Source organism: Spirosoma aerolatum (assembly GCF_002056795.1).
Classification (GTDB): domain Bacteria; phylum Bacteroidota; class Bacteroidia; order Cytophagales; family Spirosomataceae; genus Spirosoma; species Spirosoma aerolatum.
Genome location: NZ_CP020104.1, coordinates 1,645,568 through 1,663,957 on the forward strand (window position 1 = coordinate 1,645,568; position 18,390 = coordinate 1,663,957).

Annotated in this window: 18 protein-coding genes; 8 read left to right on the plus strand and 10 right to left on the minus strand. The window is 48.4% G+C overall.

Translation table 11 applies throughout. From position 1 onward, the window contains the following. Positions 1-2 precede the first annotated feature (2 nt). Positions 3-542, plus strand: coding sequence for an ATP synthase F1 subunit delta (gene atpH, locus B5M13_RS06700; protein WP_080054943.1), 540 nt, complete (start codon positions 3-5; stop codon positions 540-542). An 88-nt stretch (positions 543-630) separates the two neighbouring features. Here atpH and B5M13_RS06705 read toward each other — a convergent pair whose 3' ends face one another. The 4 genes from B5M13_RS06705 to B5M13_RS06715 are packed head-to-tail and all read right to left on the minus strand — an operon-like array spanning position 631 to position 2,537. Next, the gene (locus tag B5M13_RS06705; RefSeq protein ID WP_262508070.1) at positions 631-990 is read right to left on the minus strand and encodes a Uma2 family endonuclease; all 360 of its coding nucleotides are present in this window, start codon (positions 988-990) and stop codon (positions 631-633) included. Next, on the minus strand, positions 959-1,162 hold the full coding sequence (locus B5M13_RS34620; protein WP_394334307.1) for a Uma2 family endonuclease: 204 nt from the start codon (positions 1,160-1,162) through the stop codon (positions 959-961). The genes B5M13_RS06705 and B5M13_RS34620 overlap by 32 nt, the downstream gene beginning before the upstream one ends. A 20-nt stretch (positions 1,163-1,182) precedes the next feature. Further along, on the minus strand, positions 1,183-2,097 hold the full coding sequence (locus B5M13_RS06710) for a serine hydrolase (protein ID WP_080054944.1): 915 nt from the start codon (positions 2,095-2,097) through the stop codon (positions 1,183-1,185). Continuing rightward, the gene (locus B5M13_RS06715; RefSeq protein ID WP_080054945.1) at positions 2,097-2,537 is read right to left on the minus strand and encodes a GNAT family N-acetyltransferase; all 441 of its coding nucleotides are present in this window, start codon (positions 2,535-2,537) and stop codon (positions 2,097-2,099) included. The genes B5M13_RS06710 and B5M13_RS06715 overlap by 1 nt, the downstream gene beginning before the upstream one ends. Before the next feature lie 201 nt (positions 2,538-2,738). On the opposite strand from B5M13_RS06715, the gene B5M13_RS06720 reads away from it, so the two are divergent. Further along, positions 2,739-3,857 carry a DUF6786 family protein gene (locus tag B5M13_RS06720; RefSeq protein ID WP_245859818.1) on the plus strand — a complete coding sequence of 373 codons (1,119 nt, stop codon included), beginning with the start codon at positions 2,739-2,741 and terminating at the stop codon, positions 3,855-3,857. 5 nt (positions 3,858-3,862) lie between these two features. Here B5M13_RS06720 and B5M13_RS06725 read toward each other — a convergent pair whose 3' ends face one another. Next, entirely contained in the window at positions 3,863-4,513 is a 651-nt protein-coding gene (locus B5M13_RS06725) for an oxidoreductase (RefSeq protein ID WP_080054947.1), read from the minus strand. A gap of 72 nt (positions 4,514-4,585) precedes the next feature. On the opposite strand from B5M13_RS06725, the gene B5M13_RS06730 reads away from it, so the two are divergent. Beyond that, positions 4,586-7,054 carry a TonB-dependent receptor plug domain-containing protein gene (locus tag B5M13_RS06730; RefSeq protein WP_080054948.1) on the plus strand — a complete coding sequence of 823 codons (2,469 nt, stop codon included), beginning with the start codon at positions 4,586-4,588 and terminating at the stop codon, positions 7,052-7,054. Between the two features lie 73 nt (positions 7,055-7,127). On the opposite strand, the gene B5M13_RS06735 is transcribed toward B5M13_RS06730, so the two are convergent. Then, positions 7,128-8,795 carry an amidohydrolase gene (locus B5M13_RS06735; protein WP_080054949.1) on the minus strand — a complete coding sequence of 556 codons (1,668 nt, stop codon included), beginning with the start codon at positions 8,793-8,795 and terminating at the stop codon, positions 7,128-7,130. A gap of 50 nt (positions 8,796-8,845) precedes the next feature. Here B5M13_RS06735 and B5M13_RS06740 point away from each other — a divergent pair, with 50 nt between their 5' ends. Continuing rightward, complete coding sequence (locus B5M13_RS06740) at positions 8,846-9,097, plus strand: hypothetical protein (protein WP_155297199.1); 252 nt, start codon at positions 8,846-8,848, stop codon at positions 9,095-9,097. 109 nt (positions 9,098-9,206) lie between these two features. Here B5M13_RS06740 and B5M13_RS06745 read toward each other — a convergent pair whose 3' ends face one another. The 3 genes from B5M13_RS06745 to B5M13_RS06755 form a co-directional block, all read right to left on the minus strand. After that, positions 9,207-10,649 carry a Gfo/Idh/MocA family protein gene (locus tag B5M13_RS06745; RefSeq protein WP_080054951.1) on the minus strand — a complete coding sequence of 481 codons (1,443 nt, stop codon included), beginning with the start codon at positions 10,647-10,649 and terminating at the stop codon, positions 9,207-9,209. Positions 10,650-10,724: 75 nt separating this feature from the next. After that, positions 10,725-11,168 (minus strand): DUF5990 family protein, encoded by a 444-nt coding sequence (locus B5M13_RS06750; protein ID WP_080054952.1) that lies wholly within the window; start codon positions 11,166-11,168, stop codon positions 10,725-10,727. A gap of 4 nt (positions 11,169-11,172) precedes the next feature. Then, positions 11,173-11,568, minus strand: coding sequence for an iron chaperone (locus tag B5M13_RS06755; RefSeq protein ID WP_170061092.1), 396 nt, complete (start codon positions 11,566-11,568; stop codon positions 11,173-11,175). Between the two features lie 100 nt (positions 11,569-11,668). Here B5M13_RS06755 and B5M13_RS06760 point away from each other — a divergent pair, with 100 nt between their 5' ends. The 4 genes from B5M13_RS06760 (at position 11,669) to B5M13_RS06775 (ending at position 17,657) form a co-directional block, all read left to right on the plus strand. Continuing rightward, positions 11,669-12,709: an SMP-30/gluconolactonase/LRE family protein gene (locus tag B5M13_RS06760; RefSeq protein ID WP_080054954.1), complete on the plus strand. Its 1,041-nt coding sequence runs from the start codon at positions 11,669-11,671 to the stop codon at positions 12,707-12,709. 145 nt (positions 12,710-12,854) lie between these two features. Continuing rightward, positions 12,855-14,813, plus strand: a complete 1,959-nt coding sequence (locus B5M13_RS06765; protein ID WP_080054955.1) for a peptidoglycan D,D-transpeptidase FtsI family protein — start codon at positions 12,855-12,857, stop codon at positions 14,811-14,813. Between the two features lie 105 nt (positions 14,814-14,918). Continuing rightward, entirely contained in the window at positions 14,919-16,199 is a 1,281-nt protein-coding gene (gene rodA, locus B5M13_RS06770) for a rod shape-determining protein RodA (RefSeq protein WP_080054956.1), read from the plus strand. A 120-nt stretch (positions 16,200-16,319) separates the two neighbouring features. Beyond that, on the plus strand, positions 16,320-17,657 hold the full coding sequence (locus B5M13_RS06775; protein ID WP_080054957.1) for a DUF418 domain-containing protein: 1,338 nt from the start codon (positions 16,320-16,322) through the stop codon (positions 17,655-17,657). Positions 17,658-17,705: 48 nt separating this feature from the next. Here B5M13_RS06775 and B5M13_RS06780 read toward each other — a convergent pair whose 3' ends face one another. Next, entirely contained in the window at positions 17,706-18,194 is a 489-nt protein-coding gene (locus B5M13_RS06780) for a hypothetical protein (protein ID WP_080054958.1), read from the minus strand. Between the last annotated feature and the right edge of the window lie 196 nt (positions 18,195-18,390).

Below are 18,390 nucleotides of genomic sequence, written 5' to 3' on the forward strand. Positions count from 1 at the left end.
TCATGGCCATTGCAACGGTAGCTGCTCGGTATGCCAAATCGTTATTGGATTTGGCGCAGGAAAAAGGCCTGACCGAGACTATGTATAAAGACATGCAGTTCTTCAAAAAAACGTTAGAAGGTAGCCGCCCGCTTCTGTTGATGCTGAAGAACCCAATTGTTCGGGCTGAGAAGAAAAGCGCTATTCTGAATGCGGTTTTCGCCAGTCATGTTGATTCGGTAACGATGTCGTTTTTCCAGATTATCGCTAAAAAGAATCGGGAACCGATCATGGATGCCATCGCTGAAGAGTTTATCAACCAATATGATCGACTCAAAGGGGTTGAGCGTGCCACTGTTATTACGACTGTGCCATTGACGGATGCACTGCGGAAGCAGTTCAAGGCAATGGTCATGAAAACAACCGGAACCCAGTTGGTTGAACTGGACGAAAAAATCGATTCGAAGCTGGTTGGTGGTTACGTGCTGCGTGTTGGCGATCAGCAAATCGATGAGTCGATACGTAGCCAGTTGAACGACCTGCGTCTGAAATTTTTGAACTAATCTAACTTGCCCAAAACAGAAAGCCGCTTATCTGATTCAGATAAGCGGCTTTTATCGTTTACATGAGTGAGAATTGGAATGGGGGAATTTACTCAGAGTCAAGCGTAATGCCTTCGTAAACAGCCTTTAAAGACAAGCTAATCTGCAATAAGGATAACTCAGCTATCGCGTCAATCCCTTCAATAACCTGATATTTCCAGAAATCTACGTTCCGCTCAAATACTTCCACCCGGTAATCGATTTGCGAAACCAATAGATAGTAGAGTAATGAAGGTAACTTCGTGTAATGTGGCCGCTTATCATGGAAGTCCTTGCTTTGCGTAGAGTCGGAAATAACTTCGATAAGCAAGCAGGGCGAGTTTACCCAAATGCCCATATCATTTTCCAGGTCGACTGGATCGCAGGTGTAAATGATGTCAGGGTAAACGTACCGTTGCCCGGTTTTCAATTTCTGACGTACATTTTCTGCATAAACTTGGCAACCTTATATTTTGAACGATTGTATTGTGTCGCTTTGTGGTGCCAGCCATAGCTATCACTTCACCATCCCAGTATTCATAGCGAATCCCTTCGGAACGTTCAAGCGCAACATATTCGTCGAATGTATAGAGCTTCGGCATGAGTTGTTTTTAAAACCAATTTACCACCATTTTTCGTAACCTTCGGCGGGTTTCCAGGTTGAATTTGGCTCAAAATGATGCCATACGATCGACCCTACCGTACGTAATAGGGCATAGCCTTCATTCGTTCGTTCCCAGCTTTGATCTTGCTGATTCTTCGTCATCACACAATAGACATAATCGCCGTGGGGTGCGTGAACCAGGACGACTTCGGATCGGGATTGGTTGACAGCTCCATTTTTAGAAGCCACTTTTACATCGGGCGGAAGTTGAGACAAGCCATCCCCATCCCAAAACTGACGACCTAAGTTTCGGTACATTTCATCGCTGGCATCAGGACTGACAGCGTTACCCTGTCGGAGGTAAAGCAGTAGGTTGGCCATATCGCGAGGGGTCGTCTGGCCCCAGCCGTACTGGCTCCGATTCGCTTCCCGACCGGGTGTTCGGGAGTTTACACGTGTCTGGTGAAAACCGTTGGTTTCGAGCCAGGTATTGATAGCCGTTCCTCCGCCAGCTAATGCCTGACACCAGAGGCTCCCTGTGTTGTCGCTGATTGTCTCCATCAGCATAACCACCTTACTAAGCGTAATCCTGGCGCCGTCTTTTAATGACCCTACGATGCCATCATCATAGTGAAGCGAGTCTTTGTAAACCAGTTCCTGGTTGTAGCTAAGCTCGCCCTTATGAATTTTGTCGAACAGCCCGCATTGAATCGGAATTTTAATCATGCTGGCCGTGGGGAATAGGGTATCAGCATTAATCGAGACACGTTTGCCAGTACGAACATGGTAGACGTACACACCTGCATTACCCCGGAAGCCAGCGAGTGCCGACTGAAGCTTTTGCTCCAGACGAGCATCGTTTTTAGGCGTTGACTGAGCAGAGACGGCTAGAGCAGAACAACTGAAAAGCAGCAGAACAAGAATGAGTCGCATTAGGATGGAATGGGGTAAACTAACTTGATATGAGTACGATGGAAGGCTTCGCGTTCGTAGAAACGGATGGTATCGGTACGTTTTTGATTGGTAGTTACTTCCAGGTTGATAAATTGTTCCTGCACAGCGATTGCTTTCAACGCGGCTACCAGTTGCTGGCCAATGCCCTGATTCCGAACGAGTGACTGAACGAAAAGCTCCTGTATTTCGCCAACCTTACCGCCGTGATGAAGCAGCAATTGAACATGGCAACTGACAAACCCAACGACGTTGCCCTGCTGTTCGGCCACTAAATAATGAATGGCCGGATTAATCAGATTTTGTCGATAAATACCCTGAAAAGTAGACTGGTCCAGCGTTGTTTCCTCCAGATCGCAGATAAACTGATAAATAGTTGTTTCGTCGGTTAGGTGCGCAGGTCGTATTTGTACAGGATTCACGAAAGTAGATTAGAGAGCCACCGTTATTTATAGAGAGAGTATTTACCCGAAATACTCGATTAAGTTCGTTATTTTCCGTCGGTTCGTCGTTATTGTATGCACAAAATCGCGCTTCTGCTGCTGAGTAGTTTCGTTCTAGCCTGTTCGGGCCGAAAAACAACCGACGATAAGTCATCTAATCAAGTTGATACAAGTTTGCCAGTGACAACATCAAATTTATACGTTAACGACCGCCAGTTTTTACAGGATCACCACCCCGACCTTATCGAGTTGCGACTAGGTAAGGCCAGTGCGTTGATTTGCCCGGCCTACCAGGGGCGGGTCATGACCAGTACGGCCGATGGCGAAACCAGCTACGGCTGGATTAATTATGACCTGATCAAGTCGGGTAAACTGTTGCCTCATATGAATGCGTTCGGGGGCGAAGACCGTTTCTGGTTAGGCCCCGAAGGTGGGCAGTTTGCCTTGTACTTTAAAAAAGGTGATCCGTTTGACGGTGATCATTGGCAAACCCCGGCCGCCATCGACTCCGAACCGTTTGCTGTTGTTGATTCATCGCAAACATCGGCTACGTTCATCCGAACGGTTTCACTGACCAACTATTCTGGCACGCGGCTTGACATTGGCATTGAGCGGACCGTTAAGCTTCTGGATAAAGCCAACATCGAACGATACCTGTCCATTCATAGCGATTCACTAAAAGTGGTTGGTATTCAGTCTGATAACTCAATCGTCAATAAGGGGAGTCAGACCTGGACGGCACAAACGGGTATGCCATCGATCTGGATATTAGGCATGATGAATGCTTCGCCTACGTCTATGATCATTGTGCCCTATCGGGAAGGGGAGGGCCAGCCTGTCAATGATGCGTATTTTGGGAAAGTCCCGGCCGACCGGTTAAAAATGGATAAAACGGTTGCTTTTTTTAAGGCCGACGCTGCTTACCGGAGTAAAATAGGGGTTTCGCCCGCTCGTGCTACCAATTGGGCCGGGAGTTATGACGCAGCCACGAAAACACTGACGCTGGTGACGTATGACTTTAATCCAGCCGATAGAAAGTATGTAAATTCGGCCTGGGAAATGCAAAAAGAACCCTTTTCGGGCGACGTACTGAATGCCTATAACGACGGACCAATGAAGCCTGGTCAGCCACAGATGGGGCATTTTTATGAGTTGGAATCTTCATCACCGGCGGCAGGTCTGGCACCTGGAGCCAAACAACGCCATCGCCATACCACCTTTCACGTACAAGGTCCAGATTTACTACTCAATCAACTGGCTGAACGATTCTTGCATACAAATCTGAATGGACTGAAGTAGGAATGCTAAAATTTCTGTAGGTCATCGGATTCGAATATATGCTTGCCAGTTAACCCTTGCTGGGTTGTTTCCAGCATGGCATTGGCTACTTTCAACGCGTCGATGCCTTTGTATTTTGCGGGAATGAGGGGGCCAAACAACCGCATAACTCCTGCGCCAATGCGTTCGCCCAATCGCGATTCGGACCGGTCGCCTAAGAGGAGTGAGGGCCGGAAAATAAGGAGGGCGGGAAAGTTCAGTGCCGTCAGGTCGCGTTCCACTTCTCCTTTGACCCGATTGTAAAAGATTGAGGAGTCGGCCTTTGCTCCCAGGGCTGTAACAATAGCGAACTGGCTGGCTCCACTGGCTAAACTGAGTCGGGCAATATCGAGCGGATACTGATAATCTACTTTTCGGAACGCGTCTTTCGAACCTGCTTTTTTAATCGTTGTTCCCAGACAGCAAAAAACATCATCGGCCTGAGTCAATAAGCCATTTGGGTGATCGAAATCGAAAACGACTTCCTGTAAACGAGGGTGTTGCCAGTTTAACGACTTGCGAACCAGTACTTTAACGTTTGAATAGAAGGATGAGTCGACCAGGCGGTGGGTAAGAAGATTGCCAATTAGACCGGTGGCGCCGATCACTAAAGCTGTTTTGGGGCTGGGCGTAGTCATGGTAGAGAGGGTATTTTACTAAATTAGTGACTTTGATTCGTTAATAAGGTACAACTGCCTGAAATCTATTTTATGTATCCAGCCTTTTCTCGTTCAATCATCCTGTTTGTTGGCCTAACGGCTTTGTCAATCTTTGCCTTTCGATGGGCCGACGATGAATTTAGTAAACGATTAATTGAGTTGTTTCGCGCCTATAATCGGGCTCGGCCTACGGAGAAAGTTTATATTCATACTGACCGGGACGCGTACCTGATCGGCGAGACCATCTGGCTGAAAGGGTATCTGGTCAATGGTACCACTCACGAGGCCGATACGGTGAGCCGTGTACTCTACGTTGATTTAGTTGATCCGATAGCCCGTCGGGTACGGCTTCGAACGCAACTTCGGGCTACCAATGGCTATGCACCAGGACAACTGTTTCTGCCCGATTCAATACCTGCCGGGAGCTACCAGCTACGTGGCTATACAGGTTTTATGCGGAATGAGCCCGAAGACTATTACTTCTACAAAACCTTAACGATTCTCCGGGCCGATGGGTCCATTGCCACCCAGGCGAAAACGAATGCCGGGAAACCTGATGTGCAGTTTTTGCCCGAAGGTGGGCAACTGGTTGAGGATATTGAAAGCCGAGTTGCCTTCAAAGCCGTTGATGCACAAGGGCGAAGCATCGCCATCGAAGGCTTTGTACTCGATGCAAAAAAAGATACGGTGATTGGATTTAACAGTACGCACCTGGGTATGGGTTACTTCACGTTCAAACCCGAAACGGGTCAAGTATACACGGCCTTTGTCAAGCTGGCCGATGGGCAAATGGCATCGTATACGCTCCCAACAGCACACGCGCAGGGGGCCGTCATGCAGGTGGATAACCTGAGCAACAAAGACCAGCTCAAAGTGTATATACGCCACAATAAAACCAACGCGGATCCTGCCAATGCCCTGACGCTCTTTGCGCAAACACGTGGTCAGACGATTCAGGTCGCTCGGATTCCCTTGGGTAAAAAAGGAACGCTTGTTCAGTTACCGAAAGCAGCGTTTCCTGAAGGTATCGCACAGTTGACGCTGTTTGATGAAACGCAGAAGCCCATTTGTGAACGCCTGGTTTTTAGCCCCCAAAACGACCAGATTACGGTGGCCCTCACACCCAATAAGAAGTTGTATAAAAATCGGGAGAAAGTTGAACTGACCATCAATACCACTAATGCACAGGGGCAGCCTATACCGGCCAATCTGTCAATGGCGGCCATAGATGCCCGATTAGCCCCCGAAGCGGATTCAAATGGTAACACCATCATGTCGCACCTGCTGTTATCATCCGATCTGACGGGAACGATTGAACAACCCGGCTACTATTTCGATCCACGCCATACGGATCGCTGGCAACACCTGGACTTACTGCTGATGACCCAGGGTTGGCGACGGTTTGCCTGGAATGATGTGCTGTCGGGTACGATTCATCCTATGAAATACTCTGCCGAAGGTGGGCTATCCCTAACTGGTCAGGTGCTTCGCCCAAATCAGAAAGATGTTAGCGGGCCTGTAAATCTTACATTTATGCTCGTTAGACGCGACAGTACACGTGATTTCCTGGTTGGCGAAACCGACGGGACGGGGCGTTATGGGGCCTATAATCTCGATTTTACGGATACTACAACCGTTATGATTCAGGGAATAAAAGGAAAGGCGAACCGTTCGGTGGCGATTACGCTCGATCAGTTATTGACACCCAAAGTTACCCTGACCAAAGTGCCCTATAATCCACTGGAGTTTCGGCAGGATGAACTGGCGGAGTTTATCCGACGAACAAAAGAATACCTGCAAATTGAAGAGCAGATTCGCCGGAATGGCGAGGTACTCTTGCAGGCTGTAACGGTTAAAGCCAAGAAAGAGAAAGAGTTTGATTCGCGGGTGATTTATGGAACGCCTGATGCTACCGTCAAATTCGATCCGATGAACACCTCGGGCCGAATGACCATTCTGGATGTGATTCAGGGGCGTGTTGCGGGCGTAAATGTGATAGGCTCTGGTTTTAACGCCCGCGTACAGATTCGGGGAGCGGCTAATTTCAATGGACCGGTCGATCCGCTTTTTGTGCTGGATGGTATGCCCATGGATTTACAGGCTATTATGGGTATCTCAGTGCAGGACGTTGATCGTGTCGATATTCTGAAAGGGGCGTCGGCAGCTATTTATGGCTCACGGGCTTCGGGTGGCGTAATTTCGATTCTGACCAAACGGGGAGCACCTAACTACGATTATACGAAAGATGTAACGCCTGGAACATTAATTGCCAAGCTACCTGGATACGCGCCTGTTCGGGAATTTTACGCCCCCCGCTACGATGTTCAGAAGCCAGAGCATGTTCGGCCCGACTACCGAACCACCTTGTTTTGGGCACCGATGATTCAAACCGATGCACAGGGCAAGGCAACGCTCACGTTTTTTACCTCCGATGCCAAAACAACTGTCCGTCTACGGGCAGAAGGTGCGACCGTCGATGGTAAACTGGGCGTAGGACGAGGGATTATAGTGGTGGAGTAAGCTATAGTCGGTTTTCTGTGCTTCCGACGAAGCCGATAGCCCTGCTTCGTCGGAAGCACAGAAAACGATTCACCTATTTTCCTGCATTTTTCTTTTCTAATGCCGCCCGTTGATCGTCGCGGAGGGTTGGGTATTTGATGCCCAGTTGCTCGAGGTAGCTTTTATACTTTGAAGGATCGTAGTAGAATTTCTCCAGCTTTGGCTTGAATTCGGCCATAATTTTCTTGTTCAGGTAAATGGCTGGAATCTCTTTCGACGAAATCAGGGATTCGTATTTAGTCTCTTTCGTTTGTTCGTCGGTGTAGTAGGTTTTTGTCTGCTGAATGAGTTCGGGTTTAAGGAGCATATCCAGAAGCGTCATCGCTTCTACTTTAGCGCCAGCCACTACACCCTTGTGTGCAATCGGTGTTGCCATCGAAATGGCATTCGACCAGTGGTGGCCGGGTAAGCCCGGAATATTGGATGGATAGACCAGCACAACCGTAGGGACCGACCACGAAATGTCGGAAATATCGTCGGAACCGCCGGTCAGGGGCACCATATTTTGTCCGCCCATCATTACAGTTGGCGCACTGGCGATGGGTGTTCCCAGTGTATCCAGCTTGGTGTCGAGACCCGCCAGATTAGGTGATTGTAGTTCTTTTTGGGTTGCTTTCGCCAATATCTGATCTTCGGACGACCAGGTCGGTAAGCCAATCCGCTTGATATTCTGGTACATATCGATAGCGATGGGCTTGTTGAAATGACCCGGCCAGGCCGAACCCAGAATCTCATAGGTGAACTTAGTATCGGTCATCAACGCGGCTCCTTCGGCCATTTTAATGCCTTTGTCGAACAGGGTTTTGATTTTGGGATAGGAGCGTTCGCGGAAATAATACCAGACCGATGCTTTAGAGGGAACTACATTAGGTTGGTCGCCACCATCCGAAACCACATAATGTGAGCGTTGGGTTAGTTCGAGATGCTCGCGACGGAAGTTCCAGCCGATGTTCATCAACTCAACGGCATCGAGTGCACTCCGGCCACGCCAGGGAGCACCTGCTGCATGCGCTGCCTGCCCTTCAAACGAAAACTTCACCGAAACCATACCATTGTAGCCAATGTCGCCCCAGGCTACGCTTAGGTTGTCGCCTACGTGGGTAAAAATACAGGCGTCGACATCTTTGAAATAGCCATCGCGGACGTAGAACGCCTTGGCCCCCAGTAACTCTTCGGCTATGCCCGGCCAGAGCATAAGCGTGCCCGATAGCTTATTCTTTTCCATCAGTTGCTTCACTGTCAGTGCAGCTACAATATTTAGGGCCTGGCCAGAATTATGCCCTTCACCATGGCCAGGAGCTCCTTCCACAATTGGGTCTTTATAGGCAACGCCGGGTTTCTGGCTGGCTTTGGGGATGCAGTCGACATCGGAGCCAATAGCAATAACGGGTTTGCCTGAGCCCCAGGTAGCAATCCAGGCCGTGGGCATACCCGCGATTCCTTTCTGAATAGTAAACCCTTCTTTTTCGAGGATGCCGGTTAGATACGTAAACGATTCTTCTTCCTGAAAACCCAGCTCGGCAAAACTGAATAGCATGTCGTTGATTTGCTGGGCTTGGTCTTTACGTTGCTCAATAGCCTTTATAGCTTCCTGTTTAAGCGACTCCAGCTTGTTATCGGCCGCTTTTTGGCCTTTCCCCTGGGCCCACAGCAGGCCTGGCATCAGAAAAACGGCTAGTAGTGTTTTTATGAAGAGATTCATATGAGTTAAGAAAATATATTTTGATGATTGGTTGTATTGCCTATAAATATATGGTAGAATTAGAATTTTTCGTAATGGCGATGCTTGCGGAAATTAATATTTCCAAGCACACTTTTTTTACCTATGATGTTACTTTGGTAAAAAAGACAAAACAGTCTGTTGTGTATGTTGACGCGGACTTTGAAAACCTATCGTATTCTTCTTACGCCTTCAAAAAGCAATTTGGCTATAGCCCAAACAGCCTCCAAGAATCCTCAGTTGTGGGATGTATCTTTTTTTTACGTGGCGGAGTAATTACATAAGTATGATTTTTTATAAAAGCGTTTCTGGTATAACAAGGTAACATAGAAACGGCCTTCGGCTGTCCAATAGACAGGAAGCCGAAGGCCGTTTTCTGATAATTAATTGCGATTAAGCCGCCCCGTTGATCTTCATGTTGATCGGGTCCCAGCTAACGATTTTCTTCTGGTAGTAACTCATGTTACCACACTGGGTCGGTCCGCAGGCGCGTAAGCCAAAGGTGGCATCTTCTACGTTCGGAGCGCCCGTTCGGATCGAGTTGAAGAAATTGACAAAGTGCTCATAGCGGTCACCCTTATACTCTTTTGGGAACGAATATTTAAATTCCTTCGGGCCAACCAGTTCGGGTTTCTGCGGATACAGTTTGTTGTATTCAGCGATATACAGCTCTTTCTGGTCTTTCGGGAAATTGTCGATCGACATACCCGGTTCTTTGGGAAATTTGTTCCGGTGAACTGTCAGGCTATCAAAACCCAGCGACAGGTCGCCTTCAGTACCGACCAGTCGAACCAGGTAATTACCACCACCACCATCTTCGAAATTTGAACGGGTAGTCAGGTTAAACTCGGGGTGCTCGGCTGTTTTGGGGTAGTCGTAGATACTTAGTTGAATATCCGGCACGTCGCGGCCATCTTTCCAGTAGCGTGTACCACCCGTAGAGTATACCCGCGTAGGTCCTTTGGAGCCGGTGATGCAGTGGAGCGAGGTCAGCAGGTGGACGTACAAATCACCGGCAATACCCGTACCATAATCGATATAATTTCGCCAGCGGAAAAAGCGGAGTGGGTCCCAGGGGCGTTTAGGCGCACTACCCAGATAGGTATCCCAGTCGACCGTTTGGGGAGACGCATCGGGCGGAATCGAGTATTGCCAGGCTCCCTGTGCGCTGTGGCGGTCGTAAATGGCTTCAACAAACACGAGTTCACCAATGTCGCCCGCTTTCAGCAGCTCACGTGCTTTGGCAATGAGTAGCGAACTGGCAAACTGACTCCCCACCTGAAATACTTTGCCCGTTTCTTTCGCTACTTTGATCAGCGTATGCCCATCTTCAAACTTCTGGACCATTGGCTTTTCGCAATATACATGCTTGCCTTTCCGCATAGCATCCGACGAGATTTTTTCGTGCCAGTGGTCGGTGGTACCATTGATAATAGCGTCTACATCGGTGCGTTCCAGAATCTGACGGTAATCTTTGGTTACGGCAAGGTTTTCACCCCATAACTCTTTGGCCCGACGTAAGCGGCCGTCGTAGAGGTCGCAGGCGGCTACCATTTCAACACCATTGACCATGAGCGCCGTTTGGGTGTCGCCCATACCCATACCACCTGTACCGATGAGGGCGATGCGTACTTTGTCATTGGCGGCTGTGCTGCTGTGGCTTCGCACCAGGTTTAGGTACTGGGGTGCCGCAATGGCATTGGATGAGGTGGTTTCGGCCAGGGCGGCTGGGGCCGCAGCAGCGGCTGTACCGGCCAAACCCAGTGTTTTCAGAAACGACCGTCGTGACGATTGAGCACCGTTGTCCGACGAAGTCGCCTGTTTGTTATTTTTCATGTACGATTAAGATAGGGGAATTTAAATTTTTTTAAAAATAAGCGAAGTTTAAAGAAGCGGCAAGTAGTTTCATCGTTAATGACCGTTGCCTACTCGCCAGCCTGCAAATGGTTTTACGGTGCCACATGTTGGTGTACCGTCTTTATTAGTGCCTACTACAAGTGTTTCCAGCAACTGCTTGGGATGCATGGAAACTTGCTCAATGAGGGGCCAGGTAATCGTTAAAGGGATTTTCAGGCGTCGGCTCCATACCGAATCGGCTTGACCAGCAGCGGTGCCAATGTCCAGATACACAAAACGACTGCTTGGAGGGCCTTGTACGAAGTGGCCGAGTAAGGTAGGCGCTGGATCGGTAACGGCATCGCCTTTAACACGTACGGTAAACGAGAATACCAAATCCTGAGTAGTTGATCGTTGCGTCTGGATGGTCTCATATGTATGACCGCTGCCTTGCTGTAAGCCAAAATCGATACCCGCCGGAGGGTTTACTAAAACGATACGTAGTTGTAATTCATGCATTCGTTTATCGTTTTTTAGCCTGTTGTTTTAGCAATTTCTGCTCCTGATTTTTCTGAACACCGTATCGAACAATCTCGGTGAGCAGGTCGGCCGGAATAGGGGCATCGAGCGGAATATGAATAGCCGATTTGGTCATGGTGTAGGCGCTGAGCCGATCGCTGAACTCCTTCAAAATAGCCGGTACTACATAGATGCCATAATGGTGTTTGGCAGCCGCAAACCAGATCAGTTTACCGTCCGATCGATAACCGGGCATCTGGTAGCTGATCAGCTCTTCCGCATCCGGAGCGGCCTGCCGGATAATTTGTCGAATTTGTTGCAAGGTCGCATGGGTCGATTCAGGTTGTGCCGCAATGTACTCGTCGACTGTAGTGAATTGAGATTTGATAGATTGGTCCATTAGTATAGTTTGTAAGAACATTATAAGCAGCATCTTACACGCTTTTCCTCATTCGATACCGAAGCTTCTTGGTACATTGATCCAAATCCTGACATTCCTTATGAAAAGAACTGTTTTATTGGTAGTAAGCTGGTGGGCGGGTCTTGGCCTCACTATGGCTCAAAATGCACCCTTTCCAACCATTGGACAGATTATTAAAACTGACCCGCGACTGGATAAACTGATTCCGGCAGAAGCAAAAATAGACGTACTGGCCAGCGGATTCGTCTGGACTGAAGGGCCTATCTGGGTGAAAAATGAAGCCTTTTTGCTTTTTTCGGACGTTCCCCAGAATACCATTTACAAATGGACAGACAAGGAAGGGGTTACGCCATTCATGAAACCGTCGGGTTATACGGGGGTAGCTCCCTATGGCGATGAACCAGGCTCCAATGGCCTGACTATCGACAAACAGGGGCGTCTGATTTTCTGTGAACATGGTGACCGACGTGTAACGGCCATGCCCCTAAACAGTCCGGGAGGGAAACGCACTCTGGCTGATAATTACAATGGTAAGCGTTTCAATAGTCCGAACGATGTAGTGGCTCACTCCAATGGTAGCTATTATTTCACCGACCCACCGTATGGGATGCCTAAAAAAGAAAAAGACCCTACCCGCGAAACGGATGGCTTCGGTGTGTACCGAATCGCACCGGAGCGGGCAGGTGTACCGGGGCAGGTTTCCATCGTTGTGAGCGATTTGAGCCGCCCCAATGGGATAGCCCTTTCGCCCGATGAGAAAATTCTGTATGTGGCTCAATCGGACCCCATGCGCCCGCTCGTGATGGCGTACCCAATACAGACCGATGGATCGGTTGGAAAAGGCCGGATGGTGTTCGGACCCGAACAAATGAAGAAGCAGGGACTGGAAGGAGGCTTCGATGGCATGAAAGTCGACCGCGATGGCAACCTATGGGTAACGGGGGGCAAAGGCGTACTGGTGATGGCACCCACCCAGGGGAGTGGCCCGTATGATTTGCTGGGCCACATAAAAGTAGGGGCCGATACTGCCAACTGTGCCTGGGGCGACGATGGCACGACACTGTATATCACGGCCGATATGTACCTCTGCCGGATTCGCACCTTTGCCAAGGGATGGTAGAATTAATGGATAATGAATAATGTAAAATGGATAATGGTGCTGACTTTGCTATACAGCTTCATTATCCATTTTACATTATTCATTATCCATTAATTCAGCTAACTTTGTGTAGCGTACATAGCTTGATTGAACGGAGTATATTCTCATGTTAGAGAATCGGAGGTGGGTCATTATTGGCATCTTTTGCCTGGTGGGGTTGGTTTATCTGGCCCGGTTGTTTTACTTACAGGTTCTAGACGATACCTATTCGCTGGGGGCGTCGAAGAATTCGATTAAACGAGTGGTCGAGATCCCGTATCGAGGGCAGATTTATGACCGAAATAATCAGTTAATCGTTTATAATACACCTGTTTACGATTTATACGTCACGCCAAAACAGGTTCGTATCCCCGACACCGCAGCTTTCTGCCGGATGATGGATATTTCCCGGCCGGAGTTCGATAGTATCATGGGGCTGGCCGTTAACTATTCCCGTGTGAAACCGTCGCTGTTTCTGCGTCAGCTTTCTAAAGAAGATTTTGCCCGTATTCAGGATGCCCTGGTCGATTATCGGGGCTTTGAGCCAGTCATCAGTTCTATGCGCACCTACCCGGCCCATACGCTGGCCAATGCGCTGGGGTATGTCAGCGAAATCAGCAAAAAACAACTGGATAATCAGGATATTGTCTACTACCGGCAAGGCGATTATATCGGTCATAATGGCCTGGAAGAGCAGTATGAAGAGCAACTACGCGGCAAGCGCGGGGTAAAATTCATGATGCAGAATGTGCATGGCGTGAATAAAGGCTCCTGGAAAAATGGAGAATTCGATACATTGGCCGTAGCGGGTCAGAATCTGATTACGGGCATTGATGTGGAGGTGCAGAAATATGCCGACAGTCTAATGCAGAATAAGGTTGGGGCAGTATTGGCGGTAGAACCGTCGACGGGCGAAATTCTGGTATCGGTATCGGCGCCTACCTACGATCCGAACATGCTGTCGAGCCGATTCTTTTCGAAGAACTACCGGGCATTGCTCAAAAATCCATACAAACCCCTAATTAATCGACCGGCCACGGCCAGCTATCGACCAGGCTCGACGTTCAAGCTGATTCAGGCCTTAATTGCCCAGCAGCAGGGAACACTTTTTCCAAATACGGTTTATGGGCATGGTGGATCGCCCATGCGGTGCCACTGCCGAGGAGGGAATAACCTGCGGGGAGCGGTGCAGAACTCGTGTAACCCGTATTTCTACAACGTATTCCGCAAGTTTATTTACCACAACGGCGAACATAACGTCTTTAAATCGTCGGCAATTGGCTTACGGGAATGGCACGACATGGTCGAAAAGTTTGGGATCGGTGATCGGCTGGGGGTTGATTTGCCGTTCGAACGGAAGGGGAATCTGCCAACACCCGAATATTATGACAAGGCCTATCGGGGTGCCTTACGCTGGAAATTTTCAAACGTGTACTCGCTCAGTATTGGCGAAGGTGAGTTGCTGATTACGCCTATGAAATTGGTGAATCTGGCAGCGACCATTGCCAACCGGGGCTGGTACATTACACCACATTACATCAAAGGCTTCGGAAAAGTGGGTGTAGGCGTTCCGGCTGAGTACAGTGTGAAGCACCAGACCGATATCGATTACAAATATTATCTGCCAGTTATCGACGGGATGCGGGGAGCCGTAGCGCATGGTACTGTAACCCCATTGGCCAACATCGCAGGAATTGACTTATGCGGCAAAACAGGAACGGCTCAAAATGCCAAGTTTGGCCATAAATACGACCACTCGATCTTTATCGGCTTTGCGCCCATGAATGATCCTAAAATTGCCGTAGCTGTATTCGTAGAAAATGCTGGCTGGGGCGGAAAAGCCGCAGCCTCGGTAGCGGCCCTGGTGGCTGAACGATACCTGAAGCGTAAGACTGAAGCTACCGTTCTGGATGCCCAAGTGAAAGCTTCGAATTACATGCCACCCGCTCAGTTCCTTTTTGACGCCAAGAAGCCGGTAGCTCCAAAGAAGGACAAAGACACTACACAGAAACCATCAGTTCCGAAACCCATGATGACGGCTACCACACCAAAAGCCTTTACCGTAACCGGAGCGTCAGGAAATTAACCAGGTTACGGTTTTCAGCTTGCCGCAGTCGGTCGCGTCGTAAGTAATTACGTACGTTAGCCCATCGTAAACCGTATAACCATATACTGTAAACCGAATTAAACATTGGCTCGCCAAAACGACCCCTTTTCGCAAAATATTGACTGGCTTACGCTGCTGCTCTACCTGTGCCTCGTAACGCTGGGGTGGCTCAATGTGTATGCCGCTGTATACACTCCTGAGTTCCATACAAGCCCATTCGATATGTCGACCAATGCTGGGAAACAATTGATGTGGATTGGCACTACGGCGATTCTGATTATCTGCATTCTGGTCGTAAATCACACGTTTTTCGATACGTTTGCCTTTGTCTTTTACGGATTTATGATTCTGATGTTGATTCTGGTGCTTGTGGCCGGAAGCAATATCAACGGATCGCGCTCGTGGTTCAAGTTTGGCTCGTTTCAGATTCAGCCTGCTGAGTTTACCAAAGTGGCAACGGCTCTGGCTCTGGCAAAATACCTCGATGTGCCGGGAATCAACCTGAGCAAACAGAAGGACTTGCTCTATGTAGCGGGCATTATTATACTGCCTTGTTTGCTGATTATTGCCTCCAACGAAACGGGCTCAACGCTTGTGTTTGCCTCGTTTGCTATCATGCTGTATCGGGAGGGGCTGCCCAGTTGGATTCCGGCAGTTGGTTTAAGCGCCGTGGCTTTGTTTATCCTCGCACTCATCTTCCCCAAGCTCTATATTTTTATTGGAATTGGCGTATTGGCTGTATTGGTTATTCTGGTTATGCCACGTTATAACCGAACAATTGCTAACCTGCTGGCGATAGGTGTTGTCGGTATCGGGATGATGATTTTTGTGACGGGAGTTGATTTCTTTGTGAACAATGTGCTCCAGAAGCACCAGCGTAACCGGATCAAAGTATTGGTTGATCCTACCATAGACCCGCTGGGCGTAGGTTGGAACGTTACCCAGGCTAAAATTGCCATTGGTTCCGGACGGCTACAGGGGAAAGGATTTCTGGAAGGGACTCAAACCAAATTCGACTTCGTGCCCGAACAAAGTACCGATTTTATTTTCTGTACGATTGGGGAAGAACACGGGTTTATTGGGGCATTGGTTGTTATTTCTCTCTTTATTGCCCTGCTGACGCGTATCGTTATTCTGGCCGAAAAACAGCGGACCAAGTTTGCGCGGGTGTATGGCTACTGCGTAGCGGGTATCATCTTTTTTCACATAATGGTCAATATTGGTATGACCATCGGCCTTATGCCGGTTATTGGTATTCCCCTGCCTTTTTTCAGCTATGGAGGTTCATCTCTCTGGTCATTCTCTATATTGCTGTTCATTTTCCTCAAGCTCGACTCCCGTCGGGTTGCCTTCACCCGGAGGTAAACCGTTTACGAAATGACCTGTATTGATGGAAGGAGAAAAAGATTATATTTAGGTGCTTGATTTACAGTTGGTTGTAAGTCGGCTTCTGAGTATATTTCTTCTAAAATCTTCCTGCCTTCCATGGATTCAACAGCTACGCTTCCGATTAACGGAACTAACGATCATCAGGCGGCCATACGACCAGTGGCACTGACCGAACGCATCAAAACCATTGACATTGTACGGGGCGTGGCTCTGCTGGGTATTTTGCTGATGAATATCCCATTTTTTGGCCGCGCATTCCAGCTCGAAAGTGAACCATTACTCCGCCCAGGTAGCACCGACTATTCTGTCTTTGCCGTGGTTACTGTCCTGTTTGAAGGCAAAATGCGCGCCTTATTTTCCATGCTGTTCGGAGCAGGTATTCTTATTTTTACCAGCCGTAAAGAAGAAACGAACCTGGGAAGCTCCGCCGATTTCCTATACCGCCGGCTATTGTGGATGGTATTGTTTGGGGTTATCCACGAGTACATACTCATGTGGGTAGGCGACATTTTATTCGATTATGCCATTTGTGCTTTATTTCTGTTTCCTTTCCGCAAACTGACTCCGCGCCAGCTACTCCTTTGCTCGCTGATATGCCTGTCGATCAACATGATAAAGCGCGAACGTCAGCAGTTCGATTATCGCAGTAAATATGAGAAGTATCAGCAGGTAATGGTGCTGGAAAAAGCCCACAAAAAGCTGACCGACGAGCAGAAAAAAGACAAGGAAACCTGGGGGAAAATTGTCAAGGAATCGAAACCAGACATGAAAGAGGTGGCTGAATTCAATCAGAAGATGCGCTCGGGCTATGGTACCGTCTATAAAACGCTGGAGCCCGACAATATTCGCTTTCACTCGACCTATTTGTATCTTTACCTATGGGATAACCTATGTATGATGTTTCTAGGCATGGCCTTGTTCAAATTAGGTTTCTTCTCAAATAAACTGACCACACGAACGTACTGGTTAACTTTATTGGGGGGCTATGGCATTGGCTTTCCCCTAAGTGCCCTTGGGATGTTTCTGATGCAGCAGCGACTACTCGATCCAGTCCATTATACACAGCAATGGGCGTCGCCGGCTATAGGCTACGATTTGCAGCGGGGGCTTGCCGGGATTGGCCATGCGAGTTTACTGATACTGATTTATCGCTCAGGACTTGTTCCCTGGCTGATGAAGGCGCTGGCAAATGTAGGACAAATGGCTTTTAGTAATTACATCCTGCAAACCATCTGTTGCACCCTGTTTTTCAATGGGTATGGCCTGGGGTATTTCGGTAAGCTGGAGTATCACCAATTGTATTATGTAGTGGCTGTAGTTTGGGTGATTAACTTACTTTTCAGTGCTATCTGGTTGCAGTTTTATCGATTTGGCCCGCTCGAATGGGGCTGGCGCAGCCTGACATACTGGCAAAAACAACCTATTCGGAAATGAATAGTAGGCTGGCTGATGCGATTCGCTCGTGTGTATCAGCCAGCCTATTTACGCCTTACCTGAATAATTTTTGCTACTAATCAAGGCAATAGGCAATCCTACGCAGACCATTAGGATGCCCATACCAATGGTGACTTTCGATAGCTCAAAAGGAGCCATTTTGATTCGGCTTGCCGGGATAACTACCAGGTTCATAATGACCCAAACCGGGATACCATACAATAACCCCATGGCAGTTGGGCTGTCGATGAATCGGCGTAACAGTGGATAAATTGCGTAAAACAGAGAAGCGAACGAAAAGGCAATAAAAAAGTGGAACGCTAATCCCCAGAAAATCATGGGTGGTCCACCGGTCAATGCGTCTGGGCCGAAAGCACCACTGGCTACATATTTCCAGACAACCAATGGATCGTTACCACCCCGGGCCAGTACCATGATCATAGCGGCCAGTGCATCTAAAACACCGGCTACTACACCGGCCTGAAGAATAGTTCGGATAGGTTTGGGTCCGGTGTAGGGAGGGCTAGAATCGTGCATATCTAATTGGTTAAATAAGAGAGTTTAGGAATAGGATATAAAAATGGTAAGATAGAAGTTATTTTATAGATAAAAGAGTAGTACGATTTCGTCATAGAACGGGGATTGCTAAAATGGCTATGGTTAGTAAAGATTTTCTTTTAATAGCCTGTTGATTATTGATGATCTGTTTCTGTTCTGGATTCTGTTGACCTCG

Bases quoted from the DNA above. Each gene is read 5' to 3' on its own strand.
- B5M13_RS06755 (WP_170061092.1), bottom strand. From the start codon at position 11,568: ATGGACCAATCTATCAAATCTCAATTCACTACAGTCGACGAGTACATT.
- B5M13_RS06730 (WP_080054948.1), top strand. From the start codon at position 4,586: ATGTATCCAGCCTTTTCTCGTTCAATCATCCTGTTTGTTGGCCTAACG.
- B5M13_RS06740 (WP_155297199.1), top strand. From the start codon at position 8,846: ATGGTAGAATTAGAATTTTTCGTAATGGCGATGCTTGCGGAAATTAAT.
- atpH (WP_080054943.1), top strand. From the start codon at position 3: ATGGCCATTGCAACGGTAGCTGCTCGGTATGCCAAATCGTTATTGGAT.
- B5M13_RS06745 (WP_080054951.1), bottom strand. From the start codon at position 10,649: ATGAAAAATAACAAACAGGCGACTTCGTCGGACAACGGTGCTCAATCG.
- B5M13_RS06710 (WP_080054944.1), bottom strand. From the start codon at position 2,097: ATGCGACTCATTCTTGTTCTGCTGCTTTTCAGTTGTTCTGCTCTAGCC.
- B5M13_RS06765 (WP_080054955.1), top strand. From the start codon at position 12,855: ATGTTAGAGAATCGGAGGTGGGTCATTATTGGCATCTTTTGCCTGGTG.
- B5M13_RS34620 (WP_394334307.1), bottom strand. From the start codon at position 1,162: ATGCCGAAGCTCTATACATTCGACGAATATGTTGCGCTTGAACGTTCC.
- B5M13_RS06760 (WP_080054954.1), top strand. From the start codon at position 11,669: ATGAAAAGAACTGTTTTATTGGTAGTAAGCTGGTGGGCGGGTCTTGGC.
- B5M13_RS06750 (WP_080054952.1), bottom strand. From the start codon at position 11,168: ATGCATGAATTACAACTACGTATCGTTTTAGTAAACCCTCCGGCGGGT.
- B5M13_RS06775 (WP_080054957.1), top strand. From the start codon at position 16,320: ATGGATTCAACAGCTACGCTTCCGATTAACGGAACTAACGATCATCAG.
- B5M13_RS06780 (WP_080054958.1), bottom strand. From the start codon at position 18,194: ATGCACGATTCTAGCCCTCCCTACACCGGACCCAAACCTATCCGAACT.
- B5M13_RS06725 (WP_080054947.1), bottom strand. From the start codon at position 4,513: ATGACTACGCCCAGCCCCAAAACAGCTTTAGTGATCGGCGCCACCGGT.
- B5M13_RS06735 (WP_080054949.1), bottom strand. From the start codon at position 8,795: ATGAATCTCTTCATAAAAACACTACTAGCCGTTTTTCTGATGCCAGGC.